The sequence below is a fragment of the Chromohalobacter nigrandesensis genome (genome assembly GCF_023061285.1).
GTDB lineage: Bacteria > Pseudomonadota > Gammaproteobacteria > Pseudomonadales > Halomonadaceae > Chromohalobacter > Chromohalobacter nigrandesensis.
This window is the reverse complement of the sequence record NZ_JAKGAM010000010.1, coordinates 14,367-40,794: the sequence shown is the minus strand read 5'-3', so window position 1 is coordinate 40,794 and position 26,428 is coordinate 14,367. Positions and strand designations below refer to the sequence as shown.

Below are 26,428 nucleotides of genomic sequence, written 5' to 3'. Positions count from 1 at the left end.
CGATAATTTATTGCTATTGGGTGAGTATATAAATACAAATTTTTACTATCGCGAGAATGCTTTAAAAATAGCTAAGTCAATAACGCATGGCTGTCACGTAAAAGTGAGCACGATAATCAAGGCACGGACCGTAAGTTCCTTGAGCATCGCCAAGGCCAAAAGCACGAAGGGGAAAGAAATATGAGCGGCAAATGTCCGGTAATGCATGGTGGTCATACCTCCACAGGCACCTCCAATAAGGATTGGTGGCCGGAAGGTATTAACCTGGATATCTTGCACCAGCATGATCGCAAGTCTAATCCGATGGATCCTGACTTCGATTACCGTGAGGAAGTCAGAAAGCTCGATTTCGACGCGCTCAAGCAAGACGTTCACGCGCTGATGACCGACAGCCAAGCCTGGTGGCCGGCCGACTGGGGCCACTATGGCGGCCTGATGATCCGCATGGCATGGCACTCTGCGGGTACCTACCGTCTCGCTGATGGGCGTGGCGGTGGCGGCACCGGCAGCCAGCGTTTCGCCCCGCTCAACTCCTGGCCAGATAACGCGAGCCTTGATAAGGCGCGTCGTTTGCTGTGGCCGATCAAGAAGAAATACGGCAACAAGATTAGCTGGGCCGACCTGATGATCCTGGCCGGCACTGTTGCTTATGAATCCATGGGGCTGCCGTCCTACGGGTTCTCTTTCGGCCGTGAAGATGTCTGGGAGCCGGAAAAAGACATTTACTGGGGTGATGAGAAAGAGTGGTTGGCGCCTTCCGACGAGCGTTATGAAGACGTCGATACTCCAGAAACCATGGAAAACCCGTTGGCCGCCGTGCAAATGGGGCTTATCTACGTTAACCCCGAAGGCGTCAATGGTCAGCCCGATCCGCTGAAAACCGCTCAGCAGGTACGTGAAACCTTCGCCCGCATGGCGATGAACGACGAAGAAACCGCCGCGCTGACGGCGGGTGGTCATACCGTGGGTAAATGTCACGGTAATGGCGATGCCTCTGCGCTAGATGCCGAACCCGAAGCGTCCGATATTGAAAATCAGGGCTTTGGCTGGAGCAACCCGAGCATGGGCGGCAAGGCGAGCAACGCCATCACATCGGGCATTGAAGGCGCTTGGACCACTAATCCCACTCAGTTCGACATGGGCTACTTTGAGCTGCTCTTCGGCTACGAATGGGAACTCAGGAAGAGCCCCGCTGGCGCTAATCAGTGGGAGCCGGTGAACATCAAGGAAGAAGACAAGCCGGTCGATGCCAGCGACCCGTCGATCCGTCATAACCCGATCATGACCGATGCGGATATGGCGATGAAGATGGACCCGACTTACCGGGCGCTCTGCGAAAAATTCATGGCCGATCCGGAATACTTCAAGCAGACCTTCGCCAAGGCATGGTTCAAGCTGACCCACCGTGACCTGGGGCCCAAACCGCGTTACATCGGCCCGGAAGTGCCGGCTGAAGACTTGGTTTGGCAGGACCCGATTCCGGCTGGTAATACCGACTACAGCGAAGAAGTCGTTAAGCAGAAGATCGCTGAAAGCGGCCTGAGTATTAGCGAGATGGTCAGCACCGCCTGGGACAGTGCTCGCACGTATCGTGGTTCCGACATGCGTGGTGGTGCTAACGGTGCTCGCATTCGCCTGGCGCCTCAGAAAGAGTGGCAAGGGAACGAGCCAGAGCGTCTCGCTAAAGTACTCAGTGTTTATGAGAAGATCTCTGCTGATACCGGTGCCAGCATTGCCGATGTGATCGTGTTGGCGGGTAGCGTGGGTATCGAAAAAGCGGCGAAGGCGGCGGGCTATGATGTGCGCGTACCGTTCTTGAAAGGCCGTGGCGATGCCACTGATGAGATGACCGATGCCGATTCCTTCGCATCGTTGGAGCCGCTGGCCGATGGCTTCCGTAATTGGCAGAAGAAAGATTACGTGGTCAAGCCGGAAGAAATGCTGCTCGACCGTGCCCAGTTGATGGGGCTGACCGGGCCGGAAATGACCGTGCTACTCGGCGGTATGCGAGTACTGGGCACCAACCATGACGGTACCCAGCACGGTGTCTTCACCGACCGTGAAGGCCAGTTGACCAATGATTTCTTCGTCAATCTGACCGACATGGGCAATGCCTGGAAGCCAGCGGGTAACGGCCTTTACACGATCCGCGACCGGCAAACGGACACCGTCAAGTGGACAGCGTCACGCGTTGACTTGGTCTTTGGTTCCAACTCGCTGCTGCGTTCTTACGCGGAAGTCTATGCCCAGGACGATAATGACGAGAAGTTCGTCAAAGACTTCGTCGCTGCCTGGACGAAAGTGATGAACGCCGACCGCTTCGACGTCGCGTAACACCTCCTTCCTATAGCGTGCATCGCACGCCGGGAACGCGACACGGACGCTTCAAAACGCAGCGTTCGTGTCGCGATACCGTAAGCCCTCCGCTTGATGAACTCGATCCTATCCATGCCTTCCTGGTATTGGCCTTTCAGCACACTTGTGTTCTTCGGTTAGCGACGTACCAACGTCAATGCCATGCATGTGTCCGATGTTTACGGCGCCCACAGCCGACCTCGTGACAGCGGCATGTCTCATTGGCGCGTTGGAACTGGCTCTACCGTGACTTGGGCGGGCTGGCTAAGGTCGCCGCAACGTTCGTCTATTCCCGTCCCGGATTCAGGAGTCGCCGTGCCGCCTACCTTTCCCATACTTGCCGCTGCGATGAGCCTGGCGCTGCTGGCGGGCATGGTGCGCGGTTATTGCGGCTTCGGCTTTGCCATGCTGATGGCGCTGGGACTGATGCTGTTCATGGCGCCAATTCAGGCCGTGCCGCTGGCGCTGGTGCTGGATCTCGTCGCGAGCATGGGATTGTGGCGCCGGGCTTTGCGGCATGCCGACTGGCCGTGCCTGCGCTATCTGCTGCTGGGTATGGCGGCGACGACCTTGATCGGCGTGTGGCTCCTGGCCAGTGTGCCGGCCTCGCCGATGCGCATCGTCGTCGCGCTATTGGCGATGAGTGGTGCCGTGGCGCTGCTGTGCCAGCGTGAAACCGCCTCGGCCGTGCCCAGGACGCATCATCCGGGTGTGACGCTCGGCGCGGGCGGCCTTTCGGGGCTATGCATGACGCTGGCCTCCGCCGGCGGGCCGCCGCTAATGCTGTACCTGCTGTATCGCCGCATGCCGCCGCTGGTAATACGCGCTACGGCTATCGTCTTCTTTGCCGCGAGCAGCAGTGCCTCTTTGCTTGGCCTGGGGCTGGCCGGCGCCTTGCACGCGAGTACCTGGCACTGGGCGGCGTGGCTGCTGTTGCCAGCGCTGCTGGGTAATGCCCTTGGGCAGTGGCGCTTCGAACGCACGCCGCCGCGCTCGCTCAAGATCAGCATCGCACCGCTGTTGATCGGGCTTTCGCTGTGGGTGCTGATCCGCGAAGCGCTTGCCTGACCCCCAACATTACTTATTTCCATAACGGAGGAAACCCGCATGACGGATTGTGTCTTCATCACCGGCGCCACCTCGGGCTTTGGCCGCGCTGCCGCGCATCGCTTTGCCGCCGCAGGCTGGTCGTTGGTACTCACCGGGCGCCGCCTGGAACGTTTGGAAGCCTTGAAGGAGGAGCTTCAAGGCCAGGTTCCAGTGCATATCGTCGCGCTCGACGTGCGTGACAGCGATGCCGTGGACGCCGCCGTGGCCGCGTTGCCGGAAGGTTTCAAGCGCGTGCGCACGCTGCTCAACAATGCCGGTCTCGCGCTGGCGCCGCAGCCCGCGCAAAACGTCGACCGGCGCGACTGGCACACCATGATCGATACCAACGTCACTGGGTTGGTCAATGTCACCCATGCGTTGCTGCCGACGCTGATCGACGTCGGCGCCGGCGCGACTATCGTCAATGTCGGCTCCATCGCCGGCCAATGGCCGTACCCCGGTAGCCATGTCTACGGCGCTTCCAAGGCCTTCGTTCAACAGTTCAGCTACAACCTGCGCTGCGACTTGCTCGGCACCGGCGTGCGCGTGACCGACCTCGCCCCCGGCATCGCCGAAACCGAATTCACCCTCGTGCGCACCGGCGGCGACCAGGCCGCCTCCGACGCCCTGTATAGCGGCACTACCGCCCTCACCGCCGAGGACATCGCCGAGCAGATGTTCTACATCGCCACGCTGCCGGCGCACATCAACTTCAACCGCCTGGAAGTCATGCCCACGCGCCAAGCCTGGTCCGCGTTCGCAATCGATCGCGATGCGTGAGGGGAGGAGCGCAAAGGAAACACGCCCCGGTCGTACGGTCGGGGCTAGAATCGGCCTCGAACGAATGTGGGCTCCAGTCCGAAGAACTACTGATTGCTTTTCTTGGTCTGCTATTGTCTAACACCCGCAGCCAGTGGAACCGCAAACGCCTGTGTCGGTCGATAGCGTGTGATCGGTCTGCAGTGCATCGCATTGGAACAGACCATAATGCCGGCGGTTATCGCCAACCACATCGAACAAGGCGTGATAGCGGCTCTTGCTGATCATATCGGCCGTATTGCGGCATACCGGCACTGCCCGGCCAGTGTCGAAAGCATGACCATGGTCTAGCACGAATCGGTCGGGAGCTTCTGGTAGGTTGCCCTTGTAAATGGCGACTTGACCGTAGTCCTCGCAATGGTCTTCCAAATCCATTTTGAATAGCCGCAAGGTGATCGAGTACAGTTTTGCACCCCCGAGTTTGGCTTCAATGGCGGGATTGGCAATGGTTTTCGGGGTCTTAGCGGTAACCCGTGGATCAAGGAACCCGGCAGTCCGCGCCAAGCGCACGAAGTCCTCGAAATACAGGGCATCGCCGATGCACTCGCCGATAATGAGTGGATCGTCTTTCAGCTCAGGCGATAGCCTGCGATCTGAATAGATATCGGCGAAGTAAATTTCCCCACCCGGCTTGAGCAGCTTGGCCATGCCTGCTAGTACATCGGCCTTGGCCATGGACAGGTTAATTACGCAGTTGGAAACGATGACATCGACGCTCTCGGGTGCAAGGTCGAGTTTGTCTATGGCTTCAATCTCACCTTGCAGGAATTGGATGTTGCTTTTGACGTGCCCGAAGACCTTACGGTGGTACTCCACATAGTTCTGGGCGAAGGCGACCTGTTCGGCCGTGGCATCTACGCCGATCACCTTGCCTTGCTCGCCGACCAGGCTGGACAGGACGAAACAATCGCGTCCACTACCGCAACCCAGATCCAGCACGGTGGCGCCCTCCAGCAGCGGTGGAAACGGAGCCCCGCAACCGTAAAAGCGCATTTGTACATCGTCATGGACGTTCGCCAAGATGGCTTTGGTAGCATTAGAGGGCTGTTCGTCCACTGTGCAGACATTGGTGGTCAGATCTTTCTTGTCGGCCAAGGTATTACCGTAGTAATGCTGAATTTCCTTGATGCGCCGTTCCTGTGTGTGGGCTTGATTATTCATGGTCTTCTTCCTTTGGGTTAATAAATATTTCTGCTTGTTTCTGTTGGGCGCGCGGTGGCGCACGCCGACAGAAATTTGGATGGCATGTAGTGCTCCGATTAAAACAATAGGAAGGTGGCGTAACCTGCAATTATCGCCATGGCAAAGATGACTGCCACAAACGCTGCTAAAAGCTTCAACGTGAACAAAGAGCGCAACAAAATCAGCTCGGTTAGACTGGCTCCGGCACTGCCGATGATCAACGCCAGTACCGTTCCGGCACCCACGCCTTTAGCCATCAGCGCCGCTGCCAGCGGTATGACAGCTTCAGCGCGAATATACAGCGGCACACCAATGACAGCGGCAACCGGGATGGAGAAGGGATTATCCGGGCCGGCATACTGCTCTAGAAGCCCCGTGGGCATGAAACCATAGATTACGCTGCCAATCGCAATACCGATGAGCAGATACGGCAACACGTCGACAAAGTCCGACCAGGCTTCCCGCCACAAGCCGCTGTACCTGCTTGTTTTTGGAGTAGGCGTGGAGGGTTGCCCATCACAGCAACTGCTGAGCGGAGCACTAATCGTTCCATCAGTACCGCAATTACTGCTTTCGCAACCAGATACCGCCGGCGCTGCACTGCACTGGTTTTTTGAAGTGCTACATCCGGTCGTCTCTTGAGCCTCTGCCCGACGCACATAACGTTCAAAGCCGAGCGTGTGCAGCAACCATCCGGCAGATACTGAGACCACAAAAGCTGCGAGCACATAAATGGCGGTGAGGGTCAGTCCGAAGGTAGCAACAAGCAGAGCAACAATGATGGGGTTCAACAACGGAGAGGCGAAAAGAAATACCATCATTGGCCCAAATCCGGCACGTGCACGAATCAAGCCTTTCAGCATGGGGATGGTCGAGCAGCTACAAAAAGGCGTAATAGCCCCCAGAGCAGCGGCGAGAAAATAGCCCCGGCGCCGGTTGGAGCTCAGCAACGCTTCCACTTTGGATGGCGGGATATGGCGTTGAAGAACCCCGACTAGCAGGCTGATACCAATGAATAAGACCGATAGCTCGACAGCGAGAAAGGCGAACATGCCTAGGGTATCTTGCAGTTGAGGTGACATTGCAGACTCCTATATTTCTAGATTTATCGAAATATTGAGAAGAGGATAGGTTGTCGCCTTCGGTGTTGTCAACTATGATTCTAGAATCATAGAATTATTGGTCTGGAGGACGTTATGGATCACGAAAAGGTCGCAGCCAGCTTAGCTGAGCTAGGGAATAGTCACCGACTGTCGGTGTTTCGCTTTTTGGTCAAGGCTGGCCATGATGGGGCTTCGGTCGGGGAGATTCAGAAAGCGCTAGGTATTCCAGCTTCGACACTATCGCACCACCTTGCACGTATGGCCAAGGTGGGGCTGATCCGACAGGAGAAACATACCCGCACCATTGTCTGCATACCTGAGTATGAACATCTAGAGAACTTGATTGGCTTCTTACGGGAAGAATGTTGTGTGGGCGTCCAGGCTGGGCATGCTCTAGAGCCGCTGTGACGCTCGCCTCGTTCGTTGCCATATTGACTCGGCAGCGCTATTGAATATTCTCAGACTCCAAGACGCACTGGCACCATTAGTGTGTCTTTGGCACCGTCCTGCCAGCATCAAATTGCAGAGATTGAGTTTTTGTGCGCACCGGCGGCGACCAAGCCGCCTCCGACGCCCTGTATAGCGGCACTACCGCCCTCTCCGCCGAGGATATCGCCGAGCAGATGTTCTACATCTCGACCCTGCCGGCACACATCAACTTCAACCGCCTGGAAGTCATGCCCACGCGCCAAGCCTGGTCCGCGTTCGCCGTCGATTACGACGAGTGATGGGAGGAAGCAGAGGCGCCACGCCCCGGCCGTGAGGCCGGGGGCAGCTCGTTCAATAGTGGTATCTGCAGGATATGATCGTAATGGACGCATCTTCCACGGCATACACCAAGCGGTTAGTCTCATCGATTCGGCGTGACCAGAAGCCCGCCAGGTTTTCCTTGAGAGCTTCTGGTTTCCCGATACCTTCGAACGGAGATCTCTTCACATCAGCTATTAGCTTGTTGATGCGCTTGAGAGTCTTCTTGTCCTGACTTTGCCAATAAATGTAGTCGTCCCATGCCTCTTCAGTCCAACAAAGCAACCGACTACTCAGCTTCATCTACCAACCCACGTGTTGTTGCCTTTCCTGCCTTGTATTGCGCGATTGATTTACTCAGGTGTTCAGCATTAGCAGGGGAGCGCAATAGATGTACTGTCTCCATAAGGCTGTTGTAGTAATCCAGCGACATGACGACGGCATCTTCGGAATCACGGCGTGTAATCACAGTGGTGTCGGCGTCGTTGACCACGCCATCCAGCACTGCCTTGAGACCGTTGCGTGCGTCAGTGAAAGAAATAATTTTCATGGAACTTTTCCTATACATGATAAAGTACAATTATAGAGTGAAGGACACTCCTGTACAAGATACTGCACATCGTCTCTTGCTGTTAACAGGCATCGGATAGAACGCGCATTCCCCCACGTGAACGAGCGCGCGTATTGAGTCGGGGGGTATGGAACGACAAGAGGGCGGGTGAGCGTCGTCTAGGAGACCCATAGCCTCGTCACCCGACGCTCTGCATCACAAGCGGCTAGCCCTGCTTTTGGAAAAGGCTCTGTAAACGAGACCTCCTTGGGAACAGCGCCGTTATCTCAGCACTCGATCAGTGTTCTCCTTTGGCGACATGGAGCAGGTGGGAGGCCGGGAGGTTGCTTGGGTCGTAGTTACGAACCGAATTGCGTCGCTCATCCACACTCCAATGCACGCTGGAATCGGCCGGAATGTTACGAGCACGCGACCCTCTTAATGTGTAGAGGAGGCCCTTAAGAGATTCGTGTAGCGTGCCGTCCGGATCGGCCTGGAATTCCGCAACGCGTTTGGACCTGAACTGTACACCATGCTGCTCAGCTTGTTGGATCATCCAATGCAACGCGTTATTAGCCAACCCGTCTTCAGTATAGCCGCCGCCAACGTCAGCATGTACACCGGAAAACCATACTTGCTCAAGGTTCCCACGGTCGGTTTCCCAGACGCTTGGGTAGAAATCCTTGCGGTGCTCGTCGATGGAAAGTGCCTGACGCCCGACATTGCAGTTGTCGGCGGCAGTCCCGTAGAAATAGTTATCCTGATGATGCGGCCCCAAGCTTTTTACGGTATCCCATACTCCGATGAACTTGGGTCTGCAGGGGCGGCACATGGTGTTCTTGAAGTCGGTTGCGATATCGTCGTTGTTACGTTTTAGGTAGATGTCTGTAACGTATGGGATAAGATTATCATTATGGCGATAGAGCAAACCGCACTTGTTGAGCATTCCTGCCACCGCTTGCGCGGTGAACGCGCCTCGGCTGAAGCCGAACAGATAGATATCGTCGCCATCGACGTAATTCTGCATAAGAAAGCGGTATACATCTAAGATATTGTGTACGATACCTCGACCAAAGCCTTTCCCTCCGATTAGTCTGGCTAACTTAGGCCATAGGTTGCCGAGCCATCCTGCGTCGTAGTTCAACGGTGTGTTCGGAGCGAACGTGCCGACACCCGGGTCGTAGAAAGAGATCTGGCTGTCGTCGTTATGCAGACAATAGTGCAGGCGCAGCGGATTAGACTTGTTGTTCTGGAACTTCTGTCCGGTACCGTCGCAGCAGAGCACGATGTTCTTGCCCATAAGCTTTCCCCCATAATTTCGCATGCTTCCTTTACAAAATTTGATACGTAGTAGCCATCAAGACCACGAGCAGATTTCGTTTAGCTGACGTTGGCTATGAACCGCTAGTTGTCATTAACCTTTCAACACTTAACGATACCTAACGCTACATTCACTGTAGCAAAGACGTGTGAAAAAACCACGCCGCTGGATGAGCAGCGGCGTGATAACGGTGAGTTTAAAAACCGGCAACTAACGGAAAAGACTGTCGACCAGGTCGGCGCCGAGGCCGACTTTGGCGTAGTGGTCGCGGCAGAGGGCGATGTAGTCGTGTACGTCGAAGTGGCCGCAGGAGTCGCCGTTTTCGTCGAGCCAGATCAGCGGGCCGGTGACGATGAAAAATACGCGCATGGGGTCGGGGTGGTCGTAGGCGACTAGAGTGTGGCCTTCGCCGGGCGTTTCGTAGATGAAGTCGCCAGCGGTGGCGACCCAGTCGTGCTCCAGGTAACCCCATTTGCCGGAGATGGTGTAGGCGAAGACTTCATGCGGGTGGTAGTGGCGATTGACCAGCCCGGCGCCCTTGGCCATGAGGACGTCACACCAGCGGTTTTGCGAGGGCGAGATCCATAGCGGTCGAGAGGAAACGGTCTCGGAAAACGGCACGTAGTAGCGTTCGTCGTCGGTGGGTGCGTTGGCGATGTGAACTTCAGGCCGTGCATCGGGCTTGAAGCTTTCGGCGATGGGGGCGAGGTCCTTCCAGAATTCGGTGGAGGCGTGGCTGGGCATGTCAGGCTCCTGTGCGTGGTCGGCGATCATGCACAGTGATGCCTGGTTCTGAGCGGGAGATAAAGTAGGCTTTCGCATGAGGCCGTGAACGCGAACGGCCCCTGACAGCCCGCTTCGGCGGATATCAGGATTCGACGTGCTGCTGTTCGGGCACGTCTACGGCCTGGTGCAAGGTGTCGACGAAGCGGGCCAGGGCGGGTGTCCAGGTGGCGGGTTCTGGCGCGGCAAAGTAGGTGTCGATTTCCGCGAGGGGCTTTGGCAGGGCCAGGTAGTGAATTCCAAAGCGATGCTGATGAGCGTTGATAGTGCTCAAGGGAAGCACGGTATAGCCCATCCCGGCGGCGACGCAGCCGAGCATGGCATCCAGGCTCCCGAACTCGAAGATGCGTGCTGCATTGACGCCATGGGAAGCCAGCAGCAGCTCGATGCGCTGGCGATAGCTGCAGCCTTGGCGAAACGCGAGGAAGGCGGCGCTCATCAGTTCTTCCGAGGTGGGCATCGCGGCCATGGGGTGGGGGCCGACCAGTACGAGGCGTTCGCTGAAAGCCTTGAGCAGATGATAATGGCGATGTTCGAGGCCTCCCGCGATGAATACGCCATCGACTTGGCCTGCCATCAGCATCTCGATGAGTGCCGCCGTGGCGCCTGTGTGTAGCGTGATGTCGACCTCGGGATGGGCGGCATGGTACGCCGTGAGGATCGGGGGGAGCCGTAACGCGGTCGTGGTTTCCATGGCGCCGAGCCGCAGTTGGCCATGCGTCTTGTCGCTGCCCTTGAAGTGCGATAGCGCTTCATCATGCGCGGACAGCATGCGCGGACAGCATGCGCTCGGCATACGCCACCAGCGCTCGCCCGGCAGAGGTCAGGCGCGTTTTACCAGCCCGGTGGACGAGCTGGGCGTCGAGTTCTTCCTCGAGCTTCTTGAGATGGGCCGTCACGTTGGATTGCACCGTATGCATCCTCTCGGCGGCGGCCACGAAGCTGCCGGTTTCGGCCACGGCCATGAATAAACGTAACGATTTGAGTTGCATGCCGTGTCTCTCCGCCAGAAACGAAACTATCTCTAAATACGATAACAAATATCAAGATAAATCGCTTTCAGGAAAGTAGCCGTAGTGCGTACGCTGTCTTATGCGCAAGGACACGACGCCTCAGGGCGCACCATGGCCATGGAACCATCCAACCTGGGAGACAGTGATGAACGACATCGACTTAGCCACTCGAGCCGCCGGCATTCTTGATAACAGCCTTTATTCCAACATAGCGACGTCGAAAAACGACGTGCCATGGAATACGCCTGTCACCGCATTGCCGGACATGGTTTTAAACTTTTACTGGTCGTCCTGGGTTCAGGCGGAACATTCCAAGAATATCGTTTTCAATAGCTCGGTCTTCATGACCTTCTATGACTCGACGCGCGCGAGGGGGACCAACAATCTCATGTGTCTCTACCTGAAGTGCCTGGCGAGAGAGGTGTCGGATGCCAGTGAGGCAGAAAAGGCATTTGCGCTACTCTATCCCGATGACCATGTTGATCTTACAAACTTCTTGGGCGATGGAATAAAGCGGTTCTTCTGTGCCGAACCTCAACAGGCCTGGCTGAACTGCCTGTCTGAAAAAGAGCTTGAGCCGACGACGCTAAAAATGAGAACCGAAGTTTCTATCGAAAGCATCAAGCGCGCCATGGCCCAAAATTGAGCCATGGCGCTGCTCGTGACATTCAATGGCCAATCCGACTTCGAGAGGATTGGCTGATGCACGAGGCAGGACGCAAGGCCCTGCGCGATGACAATGCCTGCCTCCGCTCATCCCAACAGCTGTGGGTTGAGCTGCCAGACGGTGTAGGTCAGCGCCGTGGCCAGCGATACCCAGGCCAGATAAGGCACTAACAGTAGGCCGGCCAGCGGTCGCACGCGCCAGAAGGCGATGAGGGTGGCGAGGATCATGCCCCACAGCAGGATGACCTCGACGAAAGCCAGCGCCCCCTGGTGCCAGACGAAGAACAGCCAGCTCCAGAGTGCATTGATGGCGAGATGCACAATGAACAGCGTCAGTACGCCCTGGTGCCGCTTCCAGCCACCTTCCCGCCAGACCAGCCATGCGGCGATCCCCATCAAGGCAAAGAGCGTCGTCCACACCGGGCCGAAGGCGCCGGCGGGCGGTGCCCAAGGGGGCTGTGTGAGTTCGGCGTAGAACTGCGTGGCATCGATTGATGCGATGGCGCCAATCCCGGCGGTAATGAAGCTGACCACCAGCCAGCCGATTAGGCCGAGGACCTGGTGGCGAGTCGAAAACGCATGCATGGCGATATCCCTTTGCTCGTCGAAACGTTCCTTAGCGTGTGCGATATGGCAATGATATGCCAAGCGTTTTTCCTGATATCGCGCGCAAACGTCGCAGCGTGTTTGCCTTTCCCTATAAATCGCAAGGGATTGTTAAACCCTGGTTATTCATTCGAAGCATGCTCGCAGAGTATTAACCGCCACGATACTGATCAATCATGGTTAATTTTTGCTTTATTTTCAGGTAGTTATTGTTATTCGGGAGTGTCGGGTATAGGCTGTCCGAAAAGTTGACAAAAATAATGGGGTTTTAAAAGTGAAGCCGGATTAGTGGCTTCGCCTGGCGCGTACCATGGAGAACACATGAATCCTGCATCGTTGATTCTATTGGCATTCGCCATGTCGACCGATGCCTTTGCCGCTTCCATCGGCCGAGGCGCCGAGCTGAGCAAGGTGCGCTTCATCAGCGCCCTCCGTATCGGCATCGTGTTCGGCGTGGTGGAGGCAATCATGCCGCTGGCAGGATGGGCGCTCGGCCATGTCGCGATGCAATTCGTCTCCGGAATCGACCACTGGATTGCCTTTGCCATGCTGGCGTTGCTGGGCGGGCATATGATTCGGGCAGGGTTGAAGAAGGATGATACCCGGTCGCCGGCGGATACGGACGCCCAGCCGGGAGACAAGTCCATATGGCTGATCGCCTTCACGGCGCTTGCCACCAGCATCGATGCCATGGCCGTGGGGATTACGCTAGCGCTGACGGATATCAATATTATCGTGGCGTCCCTGGCCATCGGCCTGGCGACGACCTTGATGGTCACCTTCGGCACGCTCCTCGGTCGTGCCATAGGCACCATCGTCGGCAAGTGGGCTGAGGTGCTGGGGGGCTTGATCCTCATCGCCATCGGCGTTGCCGTGCTCTATGAACATCTGGTCGGCGTTGTATCGGCGTGAACCTTTCATAGCCTCTTGGTCGGGGCTACAAGATCCGAAAGCAAAGACGTGAACCAACAAAAACGGGGTGGGCCTATTGGGCCCACCCCGTCTGCTTTCTAAGTTGCTTCTGTCTTGCCTTCTACCGTCTATACGGCTGGCCGTCAGACGTTACTCGTCTTCGTCTTCCGGCAGGGCGTAGACGACGACCTGGTCGCCGACCTGATCTTTCAGGATCGAGTTGCCGCCGGCGATGAAGGCGACATATTCGCGGCCTTCATATTCGTAGACGGCGGGGTTGGCGACGGCAGGCGCTTCGGCTTGGTCTTCCCACAGTTCTTCACCGCTGTCGAGCGAGTAGGCGCGCAGCTTTGCGTCCATCGAGGCACCGATGAAGACCAGGTTGCCGGCTGTGACCGCCGGGCCACCGATAGTGGGCGAGCCCCAGCTTTCGGGCATGAAGAAGCCGTACTGCTGCGAGGAGCCGATCGGACGACGCCATTTCACGTCACCGGTTTTCATGTCGAGCGCAACGACTTCGCCGAAGGGCGGCTCCCAGCACGGCATGCCGAGCCAGTTGCGTGCCACTTCGAGACGCATGCCGTAGGGCGAGCCCGTCTGCGGTGAAAAGCCGCTTTCGTTGCCCGAGCCGCTATCGGCTTTCTCGTAGGCCTCGCGGTCATAGAGCTTGATGGTCTGCACGATGTGCGAGGTATTGACGATAGCCGTCTGGCTGACAGGGTCGAATGCGACGCCACCCCATTGCACGCCACCGGCGCTGTCCGGGTAGGCCAAGGCGCCTTCGCCCTTGGTGGTGGGCGGCGTGTACATACCTTCATACGTCAGCTCGTCCCACAGCTTGGAGCACTGACCACCGCCAACCGCATCGGCAAGACCCCAGACCTTGGGTTTCTCGGACTGGTCGAGCAGGGGGGCAGGCTTGGTCGGGAAGGGTTGCGTGGCCGCATATTCCTCGCCCTCGACGGAGCCATCGCCCTGCGGAACCGGACGCTCTTCGATCGGCCAGACGTCTTCACCGGTCAGGCGGTTGACGACGAACAGGAAGCCTTGCTTGGTGGCCTGGATCAATGCCGGGATTTCCTCGCCATCCACGGTGATATCCATCAGTGTCGGCGCGGCGTTGATGTCGTAGTCCCAGACATCGTGGTGGACCCACTGGCGTGACCAGACGACTTCGCCGGTATCGACGTCAAGTGCGGTGGTCGAGGTTGCGAGGGGCGCTTCCTCGGTGCGGTTGCCGCCCCAATAGTTGGGTGACGGCGAGGAGATCGGCAGGTACACGAGGCCGTTTTCCTCGTCGGCGGACATGTGCGTCCACACGTTGGCGGTACCGCTCTTCTCACGCATCTCTTCGGAAAGAGCTTCGAAGCTCCATTCACGCTCGCCGGTGCGGGCATTGATGGAGAACACGGTGCCGGGAGGCGCCTGCTCGAATTCCCAGTCCTTGCCGGCCCAGCCGAGGATCAGGTGATCGTCCACCACGGTCGGTGGCTGCAGCAGCGACAGCGGCCACTTGGCGTGGGTGTCGTTCCACTGGTTGACGTCGAGTACGCCGTTATCGGCGAAGCTGGTGCACTTCTCGCCAGTGTCGGCATCGACGGCAAAGAGTTGCGCATCCATCGTGCCCAGATAGACGATCTTCTGGCAGGACTCACCCTCGACCGGGTCTTCCGCCTCCCAGTAAGCGACGCCGCGGCTCTTGAGCGCGGGCTGGGTCAGCGCTTCCAGCTTGGACTCGGTGTCGAAGCTCCACTTCTGCTCGCCGGTGGCGGGGTCCAGCGCGAGGATGCGATAGAACGGCGTGCCGATGTAAAGCGTGTCGTTGGCGAAGACCGGTGTCGCGGACCACACGGTGGGCGGTAGATCGCCCGAGCCATCGGATACATCGCCGGTGTGAACTTCCCAGGCTTTTTCCAGATCACCGACGTTGTCGGCATTGATCTGGTCGAGGGGGCTGTATTTCTGCGCGTTGAGCTGGCCGTGAAAGCTATCCCAGGTCGGTGTGCCGGGGACCAGCGGCACCGATTCGGATGAAGCTTGGGATGACGCGCTATCTTCTGCGTTCGAGGCGTCCTGATCAGCGTCCTGGTCCTGTGCCAAAAGCGGCAGCGGCGTCAGGAAAAGCGCCAGCGCCGTGGCCGTGCCCAGGCGTTGCGCGGTGGTTCTCAATGTCGGCATGGGGCGGCTCCTCATGAATGGGCGGGACGGGCGGTGCGGTTGGCAAGGGCCATATCGAGAATCAGCCCGATCAGGCCGACTACCATGGCCACGCAGATCCACCATTGGTGCAGGAGGAGCGCCGCGAAGAAGGTACCGGCAAGGGCTAGCAAGATAAGCACGCGCCATACGTTGCGTGCAGCGTTCCCTTTCAGTGCGGGCAAGATGAGCGCCATGACGGCCAGGATGATGGTGGCCAGAATGGCGACAAGCGCGCCAAGTGAGCCATTGACCCCGGTCAGCGGGGTGAAATAGGCATAGAGTGCGATGGCAAGCCCGACGATCGAGGCTACCAGCAGCACAATGGCGCCCAATCTTGGCGTACGAGATTGTGGCATGACGTTGTTGTCTCCTTGTGGGACAGGAATGATCACCTGGCTCTTATTTCGTCGTTAGTAAGCTGGCATTGCGCCAGGCTCAAAGGTTATGAGCGAAATGGTGAGCCGTGGCTACGTCTTTGGTCGTAGCTCTCGGCCCCATTTTAGTCAAAAACGTAAGACTTTTGTGGTCTTGTTTTAAAAATTCTTTTTCTGCTAACGAATTTGAATGGCAATGCGCCTCAGGCGGCACATGGGGCCTTGAAAATCGAGGAGGGCTTGACGCGCACTGATTCTTTTAGCATGCTAATCGAGTGATGCGACAAAACGCCGCATCACCACCACAATCCAGGAGTGGTCATGAAAGTGCTCAACAAGCTGTTCTCGATGCTGGCAACCATCGTCGTCTCTGCATTGCTGCCGTTCTCAATGGTGGCGGAAAGCGAGGCCAATCAAAACGTTAGTGTCCATAATGACACGGCGAACGTCTCCACCCTGAACGCTAAACAGCGCCAGGATGACGAATCCCTGTAAGTTGCGACGATCCCGAGACACCGCCAATAGTGTAGTCTGTCGCGCATCATTCACGCGTCGTGCTCGGCGCGTCATGCTACGAGGGCTACACCATGCTGAGAATCTCCAATGCGGTGACGCTCGCCGATTGGGAAATCGATATCAGCCAGATTCGGGCGCAGGGCGCCGGCGGCCAGAACGTCAACAAGGTCGCCTCGGCGGTGCATCTACGTTTCGATATTCCCCACTCGTCATTGCCACCGTTCTACAAGGAACGCCTGATGGCGCTGTCCGATCAGCGCATCAGCAAGGATGGCGTGATCATCCTCAAGGCGCAGCGTTATCGCACGCTGGAAGCCAATAAGGAAGAGGCACTGGCGCGTCTTAAGGCGCTTATCCAGGAGGCGGTCAAGCAGCACAAGGCGCGCCGCCCCACTCAGCCTTCCAAGGGCGCGAAGCGCCGTCGCGTCGACAAGAAAACTCGCAAGGGCAAGACCAAAGCCCTGCGCGGCAAAGTAGAGACATAACCCCGCCGTCGGCCGGCGGGGCGTGTCACGCCGGCTGAGGAGGGAGCGCGAGCAATTCACGCTCCAGGGCGAAGATGTGCGGGTCGTCGTGGCCCATCTCGCGCAGCGCCTGGGCCAAGTTGAGCAGGTAATCGCGATTGGGGCCGCTCGGGCCGTGTGACTCGGCGATCTGTCGGGCGATGGCGGTATCTGGCGCTGGCCCCAGGAAGGCGGCGTTATCCTCGCTGGCGAGATAGACCAACCCCTCAACGCTTTCCTCGCCCTCGACATCATCGAAGTGCAGTGGCGTGGCCACCCGCAGGTAGCCATTTTTCTCGCGCACATCCAGCGGGCCGAGTACGTCCTGGGTGATACGGTAGGCCATGCCGTGGCAGACCGCGTCGGGGCGCTCGGTCAGCGTGGCGACGCGGCCTGGCGCCTGCGGTGTGCCGCGATGGTCGTGCGAGCCCTGCCAGAAGCGCCGTTCCCAGCCGATGATATGCGCAGGCCGGCTCTCCAGAAACGAGAAATCCGCCTTCCAGATCAACGAGCCATAGCCGAACAACCAGATCGCCTCATGGTCGTTGAAATGCGTCATTTGCTGGTTGATCGCGGTGGTATCGAGCGTCATGACTCTCTATGCGTACGTCGAGTGAGTGAACGGGATTCTGTCCCCGATTATGCACGTTTTGGCATCGATATGCGGCCTCCCTTCTCCTTGCACCATCGCGGTGCGCTTGCGATTCGGCTATGCTCAAGAGCCGATTCTTCGGCCGTTTCCATTACACGTAGCGTGGCGCATTGCGATAGGCGCCGCGTGCTTTTGCTTCATGGAGGTGGGTATGTCGTCGTCACTACTGGGAATCTTGATCATGTGCGCCGGGGTGTTGTGCCTCGCGCTGGGCGATGCGATTTCCAAGTGGCTGGGCGCCACCTACGACCCGATTCAGATCATCTTCTTTCGCACCTTGATTTCGCTGCCGCTGATCGCGCTGTTGGCGCGCTTCAACGGCGGTTGGCAAAAGCTCAAGACTCGGCGCCCGGGGGTGCATCTCCTGCGCGGGTTGATCTTCGCCGGCACGATGTTCTGCTTCGTCACCGGCCTGACCTTGCTGCCGCTGGCGGAAACCACTGCCATCGCTTTTGCTGCGCCATTGTTCGTGACGCTGCTCTCCGGTCCGCTGCTCAAGGAGCGCGTCGCACGTTTGCCGTTCATTGCCTCATTGGTGGGCTTCGCCGGTGTGCTGATCGTGGTGCGCCCCGGTGCGTCGGGCTTCCAGTGGGGAGCGCTGATCGTCGTCGGGGCAGCGGTGTGCTACGCACTGATGATGATCACCGCGCGGCGCTATGGGGGTAAGGAAAGCCTGTGGGCGATGGTCTTTTACGCCACCCTAGTGCCGCTGATCGTCAGCGCGGTGTTGTTGCCCAGCGTCTGGCGGATGCCCGAGGGCGTGGCATGGCTCGGCTTTATCGGCTCCGGCGTTGTCGGCGTCGGCGCGGTGTCGTGCATCACGCTGGCGTTTCGTTACGCCCCGGCGGCGCTGGCGGCGCCGTTCGATTACACCGCCATGGTCTGGGCCGTACTGCTGGGCTGGTGGTTGTGGGATGAAGTGCCGGATGTCTGGGTCTTCATCGGTGCACTGGTGATCATCGGTAGCGGTGTCGCCATCGCCTTGTACGAACGAAAGGTGACCATCAAGGCACGTCCCACGACATAACGCGCGATCGGAGAACGAATCTACATCCACTTGATGTATATCAATATTCACTGAAGCGACTGCGTCACAGTGATGGGAAATATTCCGATCATTGCAGAGGCAGGGCCATCATGTTGATGTCGATCATGCGCCGTTTTTCGGTGCGCGTGCGTATGCTGGGGGCGATCGTCGTCGTGCTGGCGCTTTTGGGAGTGTTGGGGGGCACTGGCATGTGGGGCATTTTTCGGCTCTACGATGCCAGTCTGGGCTTGCTCGATCAGGGGCTCGTGGAAGAGGCGCAGGCCGGTATCATGGCCGCGCGCTTGAGTGAGGTAGCGCAGGGCTCGGTGTTGTGGTTCGGCGTCATGGGGGGCTTGACGGTATTGATCGTTGCGCCCCTGACCTGGCTCAACATGCGCGCGATCTGTACGCCGGTGCGCGAGGCTAAGGCCTACGCCGAGGCGATTGCCGAGGGTGATCTGACCCGCCCCATGGCAGGGGTCGGCCAGGATGAACTCAGCGAGCTGCAGACGGCGTTGGGTGGCATGCGCGATGGACTTGGCGGCATGGTCGCGCAGGTACGCGATGCCAGCGACAGTGTGGCGATTGCCAGCGAGGAGATTGCCTTGGGCAATCAGGATCTGGCCTCGCGTACCGAGCATTCGCTGGGCCATTTGCAGCAAAGCGTAACTTCGATCACCCAGCTGACCTCGAGCGTGCAGCAGACCGCCTACGCCGCGCAACGTTCTGAGGAGCTGGCCACACACACCGCCGAGGCCGCCGTGCGTGGCGGCGACGCGGTCAAGGATGTGGTGACGCGCATGCGCGCCATCGCCGAGGCGGAACAACGTATCGGCGATATCGTCGGGCTGATCGATGACATTGCCTTCCAGACCAACTTGCTGGCTCTGAATGCCTCGGTCGAGGCAGCACGTGCAGGCGGGCAGGGGCGCGGCTTTGCCGTCGTCGCCAGTGAGGTGCGGAATCTTGCCGGGCGTTCTGCTACGGCTGCCAGCGAGATCAAGACGCTGATTCACGACAGCCGCGAAACGGTTGAATCCGGGGTGCAACAAGCCGAGGCCACGGGCGCGACCATTGAAGAAATCGTTACCGGAGTGCAGCGTGTCAGCGAAGCGATCAGCGAGATCAGCGCGGCTACGAGGGAGCAGTCCCAGGGCATCGAGCAGGTTAGCCAGTCGGTAGAGCGCATCGACCGGATGATTCAGCAAAACGCCGCCCTGGTGGAAGAGTCTGCGGCGGCGGCATCATCGTTGCATGACCAATCGACGCGCCTGGCCAGTGTGGTGCATCGCTTCCAGCTCATGGAGGTGCGACAGGACACTTCCACGCCGACGCCAGATAGCGATGCGGTCTGCCAGGCTTTGCCGGCGCCTCGCGAGACCCAGGCCCACGCCGCTTGGGCATGAGTACGTGCCATCCGGAAGGGTGTCGAGGCGTCTCTCGGCGCGTATCTTGCAGCGTTATCGAGACTGACCCGGAGGAGGCATGATCATGAAGACCTTCTTTCACGCCGAGCAGCGGCGCCATCATCCTCGGCTCTACTTTTCACTCGGCAAGCTGCGCGAACCTCAGGAGATCCCCGCACGCCTCGAGGGGTTGCTGGGCGCCGTTCAGCGGCTGGGGTTCGAAGTGCGGATGCCGCCTGACAATGGACTGACGGCGATCCGCGCTGTGCATCATCTGCCGTATCTGCGCTTTCTGGAAAGCGCCCACCGGCGCTGGACCGCGCTTGGGGACGACTGGGGCGACGAGGTCATGTCCAATGTCTTCGTACGTTCGCCCAATGCCTTGCGCGGTGTGCTGGCCGAGGCGGGCCGTTACCTGGCGGATGGTAGTGCGCCGATAGGAGAGGCGACCTGGGGTTCCGCTTATTGGTCGGCGCAAAGCGCGATTGCCGCAGCCGACGCGCTGAACCATGGGGAGCGCTGGGCCTATGCACTGTCGCGGCCGCCGGGGCACCACGCCCGCGCCGATGCCGCCGGCGGCTTCTGCTTTCTCAATAATACCGCCATCGCCGCGCAGCGGCTGACCGCACGTTATCCGCGTGTCGTGGTGCTGGATACCGACATGCACCACGGCCAGGGGGTGCAGGAAATCTTTTATGACCGAGATGACGTGATGTACATCTCGATCCATGGCGACACCACCAACTTCTATCCGGCGGTGACGGGGTTCGAAGATGAGCGCGGACACGGCGTAGGGGTAGGCTACAATCTCAACCTGCCGATGCCGCACGGCTCCCCGGAAGCGGTTTTCTTCGAACGTCTGGACGAGGCTTGTCAGGCCATTCGGTTGTTCGAACCGGACGCGCTGGTGCTGGCGCTGGGCTTCGACATCCATGAACGGGACCCGCAGGCCAAGGTGGCGGTCTCTACGCCAGGGTTTGGCAGACTGGGACGCGTGGTGGCCGACCTCGACCTGCCGACGTTGGTGGTGCAGGAAGGCGGCTATTATCTCGAGGGGTTGGAAGCCAATGCCGTGAGCTTTTTCGAGGGGACGGGGCGAGTACCATAAGGAACAGTGGCATTTTTTCAGGCTTCTATATTTTTAAGAAGAATATAGGAGCCTTTTTTTATGCTTTTTTGAATGGGCTGGATGCACTAAAATAGCGCTCCTTTTGAGCCGGGCCACGGGGTCGCCGCCGCCTCGTTAGGCCAACGATAGGGATGTCATCATGAGTGGGCAAGCAAGTGATCAAGAGAGTGCGCACTTCAAACGCAGCATGCAGACCCGTCACCTGGTAATGTTGTCTTTGGGAGGTGTGATTGGCACCGGACTGTTTCTGAGTTCCGGTTATACGGTGCAGCAGGCCGGGCCTATCGGCGCGGTGTTGGCCTATCTGGTAGGCGGTATTGTCGCCTGGTTGGTGATGATGTGCCTGGGCGAGCTGGCGGTGCATATGCCGGATTCAGGTGCCTTCAGCGCCCATGCCAGCCGTTATATCGGCCCGGGAACCGGCTACATGGTGGCTTGGATGTACTGGCTTACCTGGACGGTGGCGCTAGGCTCCGAGTTTACCGCGGCGGCGGTCTTTATGGGGCGCTGGTTTCCCGACATCCCCGGCTGGTACTGGAGTGGCTTGTTTGCGGCGATCGTCTTTGGCGTCAATGCGTTTACCTCGCGCTTCTTTGCCGAGTCTGAATTCTGGCTCTCATTGATCAAGGTGATCGCGGTGGTGGTGTTTGTGCTGGTGGGCGCCGTGGCGATCATTGGCTGGGTGCCGCTGCATGATGCCGCTGGCGCCAAAGTCGCCTCACCGGGCCTTTCGGCGCTATGGGGAGAAGGCGCCATGCCGCCCAGCCTGCTGGCCATTGGCACCACCTTGCTGGCGGTGATGTTTGCGTTTTCCGGTACCGAGTTGATCGGGATTGCCGCCGGAGAAACGGTGGACCCCGCCCGCAATGTGCCCAAGGCGATTCGCGCGACCCTGTGGCGGTTGATCCTGTTTTTTGTCGGCACCATCGTCGTGATCGCGGCGCTGTTACCTCAGGATCAGGCCGGGCTCACTGAGAGCCCCTTTGTGGCCGTCTTCCAGCGACTTGGGGTGCCGGGCGCGGCCGATATCATGAATTTTGTGATCATCATTGCGTTGCTGTCGGCGGCTAACTCCGGGCTTTATGCCTCGGCACGCATGCTGTGGACACTCTCGGATCAGGGTACCTTGCCCCCGTCGCTTGGCCGCCTCAACAAGCGAGGCATCCCGATGAACGCCTTGTTGCTCAGCATGGTCGGCGGTCTGGGGGCGCTGTTCTCCAGTGTTTATGCCCCTGAAACCGTCTATCTGGTGCTGGTTTCGATTTCCGGCCTGGCCGTGGTGGTGGTCTGGATGGCGATTGCACTCAGCCAGTTCAACTTCCGGCGCCAATACCTGCGTGAAGGAGGGCGAGTGAATGATTTAGTCTATCGCACGCCGTTCTACCCCTGGGTACCGCTCATCGCGTTTGCGGCCTGTCTGGCGGCGTGCATTGGCATTGCCTTTGACCCGCAACAACGGGTGGCGCTCTATTTCGGTGTACCTTTCATTGGCCTGTGCTACCTGATCCACTTTGTGCGTCACGGTAGGATTGCTCAAAACCCCGTAAATGCGGACAACGTCGTTGAGAAAAAGCCTGTATGAGTGAGTTGAATCCGATCAGGGCCTTGTTGGCCGACGTGCCTTTTATGGTCATCGACGGTGCCTTGGCCACCGAGCTTGAAGCGCTAGGCTGCGACCTCAATGACAACCTCTGGTCGGCGCGCTTGCTGGCGCAGGCCCCGGAGAAGATCCGTCAGGTGCATCAGGCTTATTTTGAAGCCGGGGCCGACTGCGCGATTACCGCCAGCTACCAGGCCACGGTACCTGGTTTCATGCAGGCAGGGCTGACGGCAGACAAGGCGCGGGCGTTGATTCAGCTATCGGTCACGCTGGCGCAGCAGGCGCGGGATGCGGTGTGGCAGCCGGGGCAAACCGACCGGCCCAAACCGCTGGTGGCGGCATCCGTCGGCCCTTATGGTGCTTATCTGGCGGATGGCAGTGAATACCGCGGCAACTATGACCTGGATCGCGCCGGGCTGGTTGAGTTTCACCGCGAGCGTTTTGAGCTGCTGCTGACCGCAGGCGCGGATCTATTGGCCGCCGAAACATTGCCTTCCCTGGAAGAGGCGCTGGCGATCACCGATTTATTGGCCGAGCACCCAGATACCCATGCCTGGATTACTTTCTCGGCGAAGGATGGCCAACACATCAGCGACGGTACGCCGATCGCGGTATGTGCGAGAGCCCTGGCCGACTGCCCCGGTGTGGCGGCGATCGGTGTGAACTGCACGGCGTTGGCCCATATCGAATCGCTGATTGAGGAAATCCGCCGCGAGTGTGATCTGCCGGTGTTGGTCTACCCCAACTCAGGGGAGGTGTACGACCCAGCGACCAAAACCTGGCATCCGGCGGCCTGCGACTATACCGCTGTCGGTCCTTTCGGTCTGGCACAAGGGGTTGAGCACTGGCTGACGGCAGGCGCATCAGGCATCGGCGGTTGCTGCCGGACGACACCGGCGGATATTCAGGCACTGGCCGATTGGCGGTCGCAACGCCAAGCATCACCAGTCCAGGGCATATAGTGGCCGACCTCGACCTGCCGACGCTGGTGGTGCAGGAAGGCGGCTATTATCTCGAGGGGCTGGAAGCCAACGCCGTGAGCTTTTTCGAAGGCTTGACCCAAAGCTGATTAGGGTTTGATTTTATCGATAGCTCCTGAATAAGTATTTTTTTATTAAAAAGAGGCATTCACGCTCAAGTCTGCTTGCGTGATGTCGATATTGGGTGCAGTCGCCTACCTCGGCGCTAACATCATTCCTTAACATTCCTCTGATTAACTCGTCGTACTCCTTCCCCATGAGACGCCGAGCCGGGTACGACGATGCGCATCAAGGTCACGTTCAAGATAGCTATCCTGCTATTATTCGTTGCTTATCGAGCAGCGTGTTTGGTGCGTGTGATTCGCACGGCGCGGCGTGTGGCGGCCAAACGACGATCGCCCGTGGCCTAGGCCACGGGCGATAGAGTCATTGCACCGGACGGCGCCTGACGAGGCGGATCATTGCCAGGGGGTCATTTCTGCAGCTTGACCATGCGCAGGTACGGCTTCTTCTCGTCCCAGCCTTGCGGGAAGAGTTCCTTGGCCTTCTCGTTGTCGATCGAGGGCACGATGATGCAGTCGTCGCCTTCGGTCCAGTTCACCGGTGTGGCGACTTTCTGGCTGTCGGTCAACTGCAGGCTATCCAGCACGCGCAGGATTTCCGCGAAGTTGCGACCGGTGCTTGCCGGATAGGTCAGCGTCAGGCGTACCTTCTTGTTGGGATCGATGATGAAGACGCTACGCACCGTCAAGGTGTCGTTGGCGTTGGGATGAATCATCCCGTACAGCGAGCTGACCTTGCGGTCGGCATCCGCCAGCAGCGGGAAATTCAGGCCGTGGCCCTGGGTTTCCTTGATGTCGCCTTCCCACGCCTTGTGATCGTCCACCGGGTCGACGGAGAGACCCATGGCCTTGGCGTTGCGCTTTTCGAATTCCGGCTTCAGGCGCGACACTTCACCGAGCTCGGTGGTGCATACCGGCGTGAAATCCTTGGGATGCGAGAACAGGATGACCCAGTTGTCGCCGGCCCATTCGTGGAAGTTGATCGTTCCGTCGGTGCTGTCCTGGGTGAAATCCGGGGCAATATCGCCGAGTTGAAGTGCCATGGCGTCCTCCTTTCACTAATTGGCGCGAAGCATCGAGCATCGCATCACGAACGGGGAATGGGAAACAATGAATGTCGCTAAGCAAATGCATCTTGGATATTTGCCCATGCGGCGCTTCCCGCACCCCTCTCCTCAACATATGGTGACGCGTGGCGGCCAACACAAGGGGCCAGCGCACCGTAATGGCCTGTTGACGCTCACGGCGCCGGGCCGGCCGCCCCCAGGTAGTGTTTACGCCAGTAGCGGATATCCAGCGAGGACACCGTCACCTCGCGGCCGCTGCCGGGGGCGTGAATCATCTCGCGCTTGCCCAGATAGATGCCGACATGGGTGGCGCGATCTCCCGCGCCGAAGAACAGCAGATCGCCCGGGCGTGCCTGGTCGCGATGCTCAAGCGTCTGGTACTGCTGATTGGAGGTGCGCGGCACGTCGATACCCGCCGCACGATATGCCACTTGCACCAGCCCGGAACAATCCACCCCACTCTCCAGCGAATTGCCGCCCCACTTATAAGGCGTGCCCATCGCTTGCTTGGCGCTGGAAATGATCAACGCCCTCTCCATGGAAAGGTTCTCCGCCGTGGTCGGGCCAGGATCGTGTGTCTCGATGCGTTGGCTCGACGAACATCCGGCGAGGACGAACAGGCACACGAGTAGCGCCAACGCTGCTCGGACACGCGGCGCAAGCCTCTCGATAGAGACTAAATAGATGGCAGGGTAACGCCCCATGCGAGCTCCTTCAGGCGGTATGCGACGAGCGACAAGAATGCCAGCAGTGTAGCTAATGATGCTATGGGTGCGAGAGGCGGCTCATGCTGGCGCTGCTTTGTTCAGGCCGACCGTTGAGCGGGCCTGAATGTGGGCTTGCAGGCTCAATGCGAGCTGACGCGTCGCTTCTTTGGGGCGCCCCGGGCTGCGATGCAGGGCGATTTCGGTCATGGGCAGCTCGGGGAGGCCTTCGGCGCTGTCGATGATGCGCAGGTCCGAACTCAGCATGGAGGGCGTGAGCACCGTGATCGCCAGGCCCGCGCGCACCGCCGCCGTGAGGCCGGACAGACTGGCGCTGGTATACGCGATCCGCCAGGGAAGGCCCACGGCGTCGAGTGCTGCCAGCGCGCGCTCCCTGAAGATGCAGACCCCGTCCTTGGAAACCGCCAGCGGCAGTGGCGAGCGGCGTTGTGTATCATGTCCGGGCGCGCCGGCCCATACCGTAGGCTCTTGGCACAACACCTCCCCGCCGGGGCTCTTGGGCTGGCGCGTGGTGATTGCTAGATCCAGGCTGCCTGCGCGAACGCTCTGCACCAGGTCCACGCTGAGCCCGCAGTCTACTTGCAATTCGACCCCCGGATACTGGGACTCGAACTCGGAAAGCGCCTCGGGCAGATAGATCACGTAATCGTCGGGAATGCCTAGGCGCACCACACCATCCAGCCGTTGATCGCTGACATCCTGCCAGGCGAGCGCGTTTTGGCGCAGCATCTGCCGCGCGTGAGAGAGCAAGCGCTCCCCTGCCGGCGTAGGGATCGGCGTTTTTCGCCCGCGCTGCAGCAAGGGCTGACCGAAGGTTTCCTCCAGGCGCTTCATGTGCGCACTGATCGTCGATTGCGCCAGATGCAAGGTATCTCCCGCCGCTGTAAATCCGCCTCTATCCACCACGGTGACGAAGGTCTGGAGCACTACCAGATCCAAGGGACGAATATGAGTCATACAACACCATCACGAATCATGATCGAAATATCGGAAGTCTTCGTTTCCATGATAATTCATTCGGCACCAGACTGCTCGCGACACA

Annotated in this window: 29 protein-coding genes; 14 read left to right on the top strand and 15 right to left on the bottom strand. The window is 58.9% G+C overall.

Going from position 1 to position 26,428, the window contains the following annotated elements:
* The first annotated feature begins 180 nt into the window (after positions 1–180).
* From katG to L1073_RS12270, 3 genes are all read left to right on the top strand, one after another.
* Positions 181–2,334 carry a catalase/peroxidase HPI gene (gene katG, locus L1073_RS12280; RefSeq protein ID WP_246899669.1) on the top strand — a complete coding sequence of 718 codons (2,154 nt, stop codon included), beginning with the start codon at positions 181–183 and terminating at the stop codon, positions 2,332–2,334.
* Between the two features lie 336 nt (positions 2,335–2,670).
* The gene (locus L1073_RS12275; protein ID WP_246899667.1) at positions 2,671–3,423 is read left to right on the top strand and encodes a sulfite exporter TauE/SafE family protein; all 753 of its coding nucleotides are present in this window, start codon (positions 2,671–2,673) and stop codon (positions 3,421–3,423) included.
* Between the two features lie 39 nt (positions 3,424–3,462).
* The gene (locus tag L1073_RS12270) at positions 3,463–4,224 is read left to right on the top strand and encodes an SDR family NAD(P)-dependent oxidoreductase (RefSeq protein ID WP_246899666.1); all 762 of its coding nucleotides are present in this window, start codon (positions 3,463–3,465) and stop codon (positions 4,222–4,224) included.
* Between the two features lie 117 nt (positions 4,225–4,341).
* On the opposite strand, the gene L1073_RS12265 is transcribed toward L1073_RS12270, so the two are convergent.
* Together L1073_RS12265 and L1073_RS12260 are read right to left on the bottom strand one after the other, a co-directional pair.
* Positions 4,342–5,424, bottom strand: a complete 1,083-nt coding sequence (locus L1073_RS12265) for a methyltransferase domain-containing protein (RefSeq protein ID WP_246899664.1) — start codon at positions 5,422–5,424, stop codon at positions 4,342–4,344.
* Between the two features lie 98 nt (positions 5,425–5,522).
* Entirely contained in the window at positions 5,523–6,527 is a 1,005-nt protein-coding gene (locus L1073_RS12260) for a permease (RefSeq protein WP_246899662.1), read from the bottom strand.
* Positions 6,528–6,641: 114 nt separating this feature from the next.
* Between L1073_RS12260 and L1073_RS12255 the strand changes: the two genes are divergently transcribed.
* Together L1073_RS12255 and L1073_RS12250 are read left to right on the top strand one after the other, a co-directional pair.
* Positions 6,642–6,956: an ArsR/SmtB family transcription factor gene (locus L1073_RS12255; RefSeq protein WP_246899660.1), complete on the top strand. Its 315-nt coding sequence runs from the start codon at positions 6,642–6,644 to the stop codon at positions 6,954–6,956.
* Positions 6,957–7,087: 131 nt separating this feature from the next.
* Positions 7,088–7,276 carry a Rossmann-fold NAD(P)-binding domain-containing protein gene (locus tag L1073_RS12250; protein ID WP_425531584.1) on the top strand — a complete coding sequence of 63 codons (189 nt, stop codon included), beginning with the start codon at positions 7,088–7,090 and terminating at the stop codon, positions 7,274–7,276.
* Positions 7,277–7,328: 52 nt separating this feature from the next.
* Here the strand turns inward: L1073_RS12250 and L1073_RS12245 are convergent, their stop codons facing one another.
* From L1073_RS12245 to L1073_RS12220, 6 genes are all read right to left on the bottom strand, one after another.
* On the bottom strand, positions 7,329–7,592 hold the full coding sequence (locus L1073_RS12245) for a Txe/YoeB family addiction module toxin (RefSeq protein WP_343322509.1): 264 nt from the start codon (positions 7,590–7,592) through the stop codon (positions 7,329–7,331).
* Entirely contained in the window at positions 7,585–7,845 is a 261-nt protein-coding gene (locus tag L1073_RS12240) for a type II toxin-antitoxin system Phd/YefM family antitoxin (protein WP_246899657.1), read from the bottom strand. The genes L1073_RS12245 and L1073_RS12240 overlap by 8 nt, the downstream gene beginning before the upstream one ends.
* Positions 7,846–8,143: 298 nt before the next feature.
* The gene (locus tag L1073_RS12235) at positions 8,144–9,145 is read right to left on the bottom strand and encodes a DUF2235 domain-containing protein (RefSeq protein WP_246899655.1); all 1,002 of its coding nucleotides are present in this window, start codon (positions 9,143–9,145) and stop codon (positions 8,144–8,146) included.
* 231 nt (positions 9,146–9,376) lie between these two features.
* Positions 9,377–9,910: a 2,4'-dihydroxyacetophenone dioxygenase family protein gene (locus tag L1073_RS12230; RefSeq protein ID WP_246899654.1), complete on the bottom strand. Its 534-nt coding sequence runs from the start codon at positions 9,908–9,910 to the stop codon at positions 9,377–9,379.
* 124 nt (positions 9,911–10,034) lie between these two features.
* Positions 10,035–10,721, bottom strand: a complete 687-nt coding sequence (locus L1073_RS12225) for a LysR substrate-binding domain-containing protein (RefSeq protein ID WP_246899653.1) — start codon at positions 10,719–10,721, stop codon at positions 10,035–10,037.
* Positions 10,705–10,941 (bottom strand): helix-turn-helix domain-containing protein, encoded by a 237-nt coding sequence (locus L1073_RS12220; protein WP_246899651.1) that lies wholly within the window; start codon positions 10,939–10,941, stop codon positions 10,705–10,707. Before L1073_RS12220 ends, L1073_RS12225 begins: the two co-directional genes overlap by 17 nt.
* 166 nt (positions 10,942–11,107) lie before the next feature.
* Here L1073_RS12220 and L1073_RS12215 point away from each other — a divergent pair, with 166 nt between their 5' ends.
* Positions 11,108–11,608 carry a hypothetical protein gene (locus tag L1073_RS12215; RefSeq protein WP_246899650.1) on the top strand — a complete coding sequence of 167 codons (501 nt, stop codon included), beginning with the start codon at positions 11,108–11,110 and terminating at the stop codon, positions 11,606–11,608.
* Between the two features lie 107 nt (positions 11,609–11,715).
* Here the strand turns inward: L1073_RS12215 and L1073_RS12210 are convergent, their stop codons facing one another.
* Positions 11,716–12,213, bottom strand: coding sequence for a TspO/MBR family protein (locus tag L1073_RS12210; RefSeq protein ID WP_246899649.1), 498 nt, complete (start codon positions 12,211–12,213; stop codon positions 11,716–11,718).
* Between the two features lie 342 nt (positions 12,214–12,555).
* Here L1073_RS12210 and L1073_RS12205 point away from each other — a divergent pair, with 342 nt between their 5' ends.
* A complete protein-coding gene (locus L1073_RS12205) occupies positions 12,556–13,146 on the top strand; it encodes a manganese efflux pump MntP (RefSeq protein ID WP_246899647.1) in 591 nt (196 codons plus the stop codon).
* A gap of 150 nt (positions 13,147–13,296) precedes the next feature.
* Here the strand turns inward: L1073_RS12205 and L1073_RS12200 are convergent, their stop codons facing one another.
* Positions 13,297–15,324 (bottom strand): pyrroloquinoline quinone-dependent dehydrogenase, encoded by a 2,028-nt coding sequence (locus tag L1073_RS12200; protein WP_246899646.1) that lies wholly within the window; start codon positions 15,322–15,324, stop codon positions 13,297–13,299.
* Positions 15,325–15,335: 11 nt separating this feature from the next.
* Positions 15,336–15,701 carry a hypothetical protein gene (locus L1073_RS12195; RefSeq protein ID WP_246899644.1) on the bottom strand — a complete coding sequence of 122 codons (366 nt, stop codon included), beginning with the start codon at positions 15,699–15,701 and terminating at the stop codon, positions 15,336–15,338.
* 339 nt (positions 15,702–16,040) lie between these two features.
* Between L1073_RS12195 and L1073_RS12190 the strand changes: the two genes are divergently transcribed.
* Positions 16,041–16,214, top strand: a complete 174-nt coding sequence (locus tag L1073_RS12190; RefSeq protein WP_246899643.1) for a hypothetical protein — start codon at positions 16,041–16,043, stop codon at positions 16,212–16,214.
* 92 nt (positions 16,215–16,306) lie between these two features.
* Positions 16,307–16,720 (top strand): alternative ribosome rescue aminoacyl-tRNA hydrolase ArfB, encoded by a 414-nt coding sequence (arfB, locus tag L1073_RS12185; protein ID WP_246899641.1) that lies wholly within the window; start codon positions 16,307–16,309, stop codon positions 16,718–16,720.
* Positions 16,721–16,745: 25 nt separating this feature from the next.
* Here the strand turns inward: arfB and L1073_RS12180 are convergent, their stop codons facing one another.
* On the bottom strand, positions 16,746–17,330 hold the full coding sequence (locus L1073_RS12180) for a gamma-glutamylcyclotransferase (RefSeq protein WP_246899639.1): 585 nt from the start codon (positions 17,328–17,330) through the stop codon (positions 16,746–16,748).
* A 211-nt stretch (positions 17,331–17,541) separates the two neighbouring features.
* Between L1073_RS12180 and L1073_RS12175 the strand changes: the two genes are divergently transcribed.
* From L1073_RS12175 to mmuM, 5 genes are all read left to right on the top strand, one after another.
* Complete coding sequence (locus tag L1073_RS12175) at positions 17,542–18,417, top strand: DMT family transporter (protein ID WP_246899638.1); 876 nt, start codon at positions 17,542–17,544, stop codon at positions 18,415–18,417.
* A 110-nt stretch (positions 18,418–18,527) separates the two neighbouring features.
* Positions 18,528–19,823 (top strand): methyl-accepting chemotaxis protein, encoded by a 1,296-nt coding sequence (locus L1073_RS12170; protein WP_246899636.1) that lies wholly within the window; start codon positions 18,528–18,530, stop codon positions 19,821–19,823.
* 85 nt (positions 19,824–19,908) lie between these two features.
* A complete protein-coding gene (locus L1073_RS12165) occupies positions 19,909–20,931 on the top strand; it encodes a histone deacetylase family protein (RefSeq protein ID WP_246899634.1) in 1,023 nt (340 codons plus the stop codon).
* 160 nt (positions 20,932–21,091) lie between these two features.
* Complete coding sequence (locus L1073_RS12160) at positions 21,092–22,534, top strand: amino acid permease (RefSeq protein ID WP_246899632.1); 1,443 nt, start codon at positions 21,092–21,094, stop codon at positions 22,532–22,534.
* A complete protein-coding gene (gene mmuM / locus L1073_RS12155; RefSeq protein ID WP_246899630.1) occupies positions 22,531–23,514 on the top strand; it encodes a homocysteine S-methyltransferase in 984 nt (327 codons plus the stop codon). Before L1073_RS12160 ends, mmuM begins: the two co-directional genes overlap by 4 nt.
* A gap of 490 nt (positions 23,515–24,004) precedes the next feature.
* Here the strand turns inward: mmuM and L1073_RS12150 are convergent, their stop codons facing one another.
* The 3 genes from L1073_RS12150 to L1073_RS12140 all read right to left on the bottom strand — a co-directional run bounded on the left by L1073_RS12150 (position 24,005) and on the right by L1073_RS12140 (position 26,343).
* Positions 24,005–24,637, bottom strand: coding sequence for a peroxiredoxin (locus L1073_RS12150; RefSeq protein WP_246899628.1), 633 nt, complete (start codon positions 24,635–24,637; stop codon positions 24,005–24,007).
* 197 nt (positions 24,638–24,834) lie between these two features.
* Positions 24,835–25,365 carry an NlpC/P60 family protein gene (locus L1073_RS12145; RefSeq protein WP_246899626.1) on the bottom strand — a complete coding sequence of 177 codons (531 nt, stop codon included), beginning with the start codon at positions 25,363–25,365 and terminating at the stop codon, positions 24,835–24,837.
* An 81-nt stretch (positions 25,366–25,446) separates the two neighbouring features.
* Positions 25,447–26,343 (bottom strand): LysR substrate-binding domain-containing protein, encoded by an 897-nt coding sequence (locus tag L1073_RS12140; RefSeq protein WP_246899624.1) that lies wholly within the window; start codon positions 26,341–26,343, stop codon positions 25,447–25,449.
* Between the last annotated feature and the right edge of the window lie 85 nt (positions 26,344–26,428).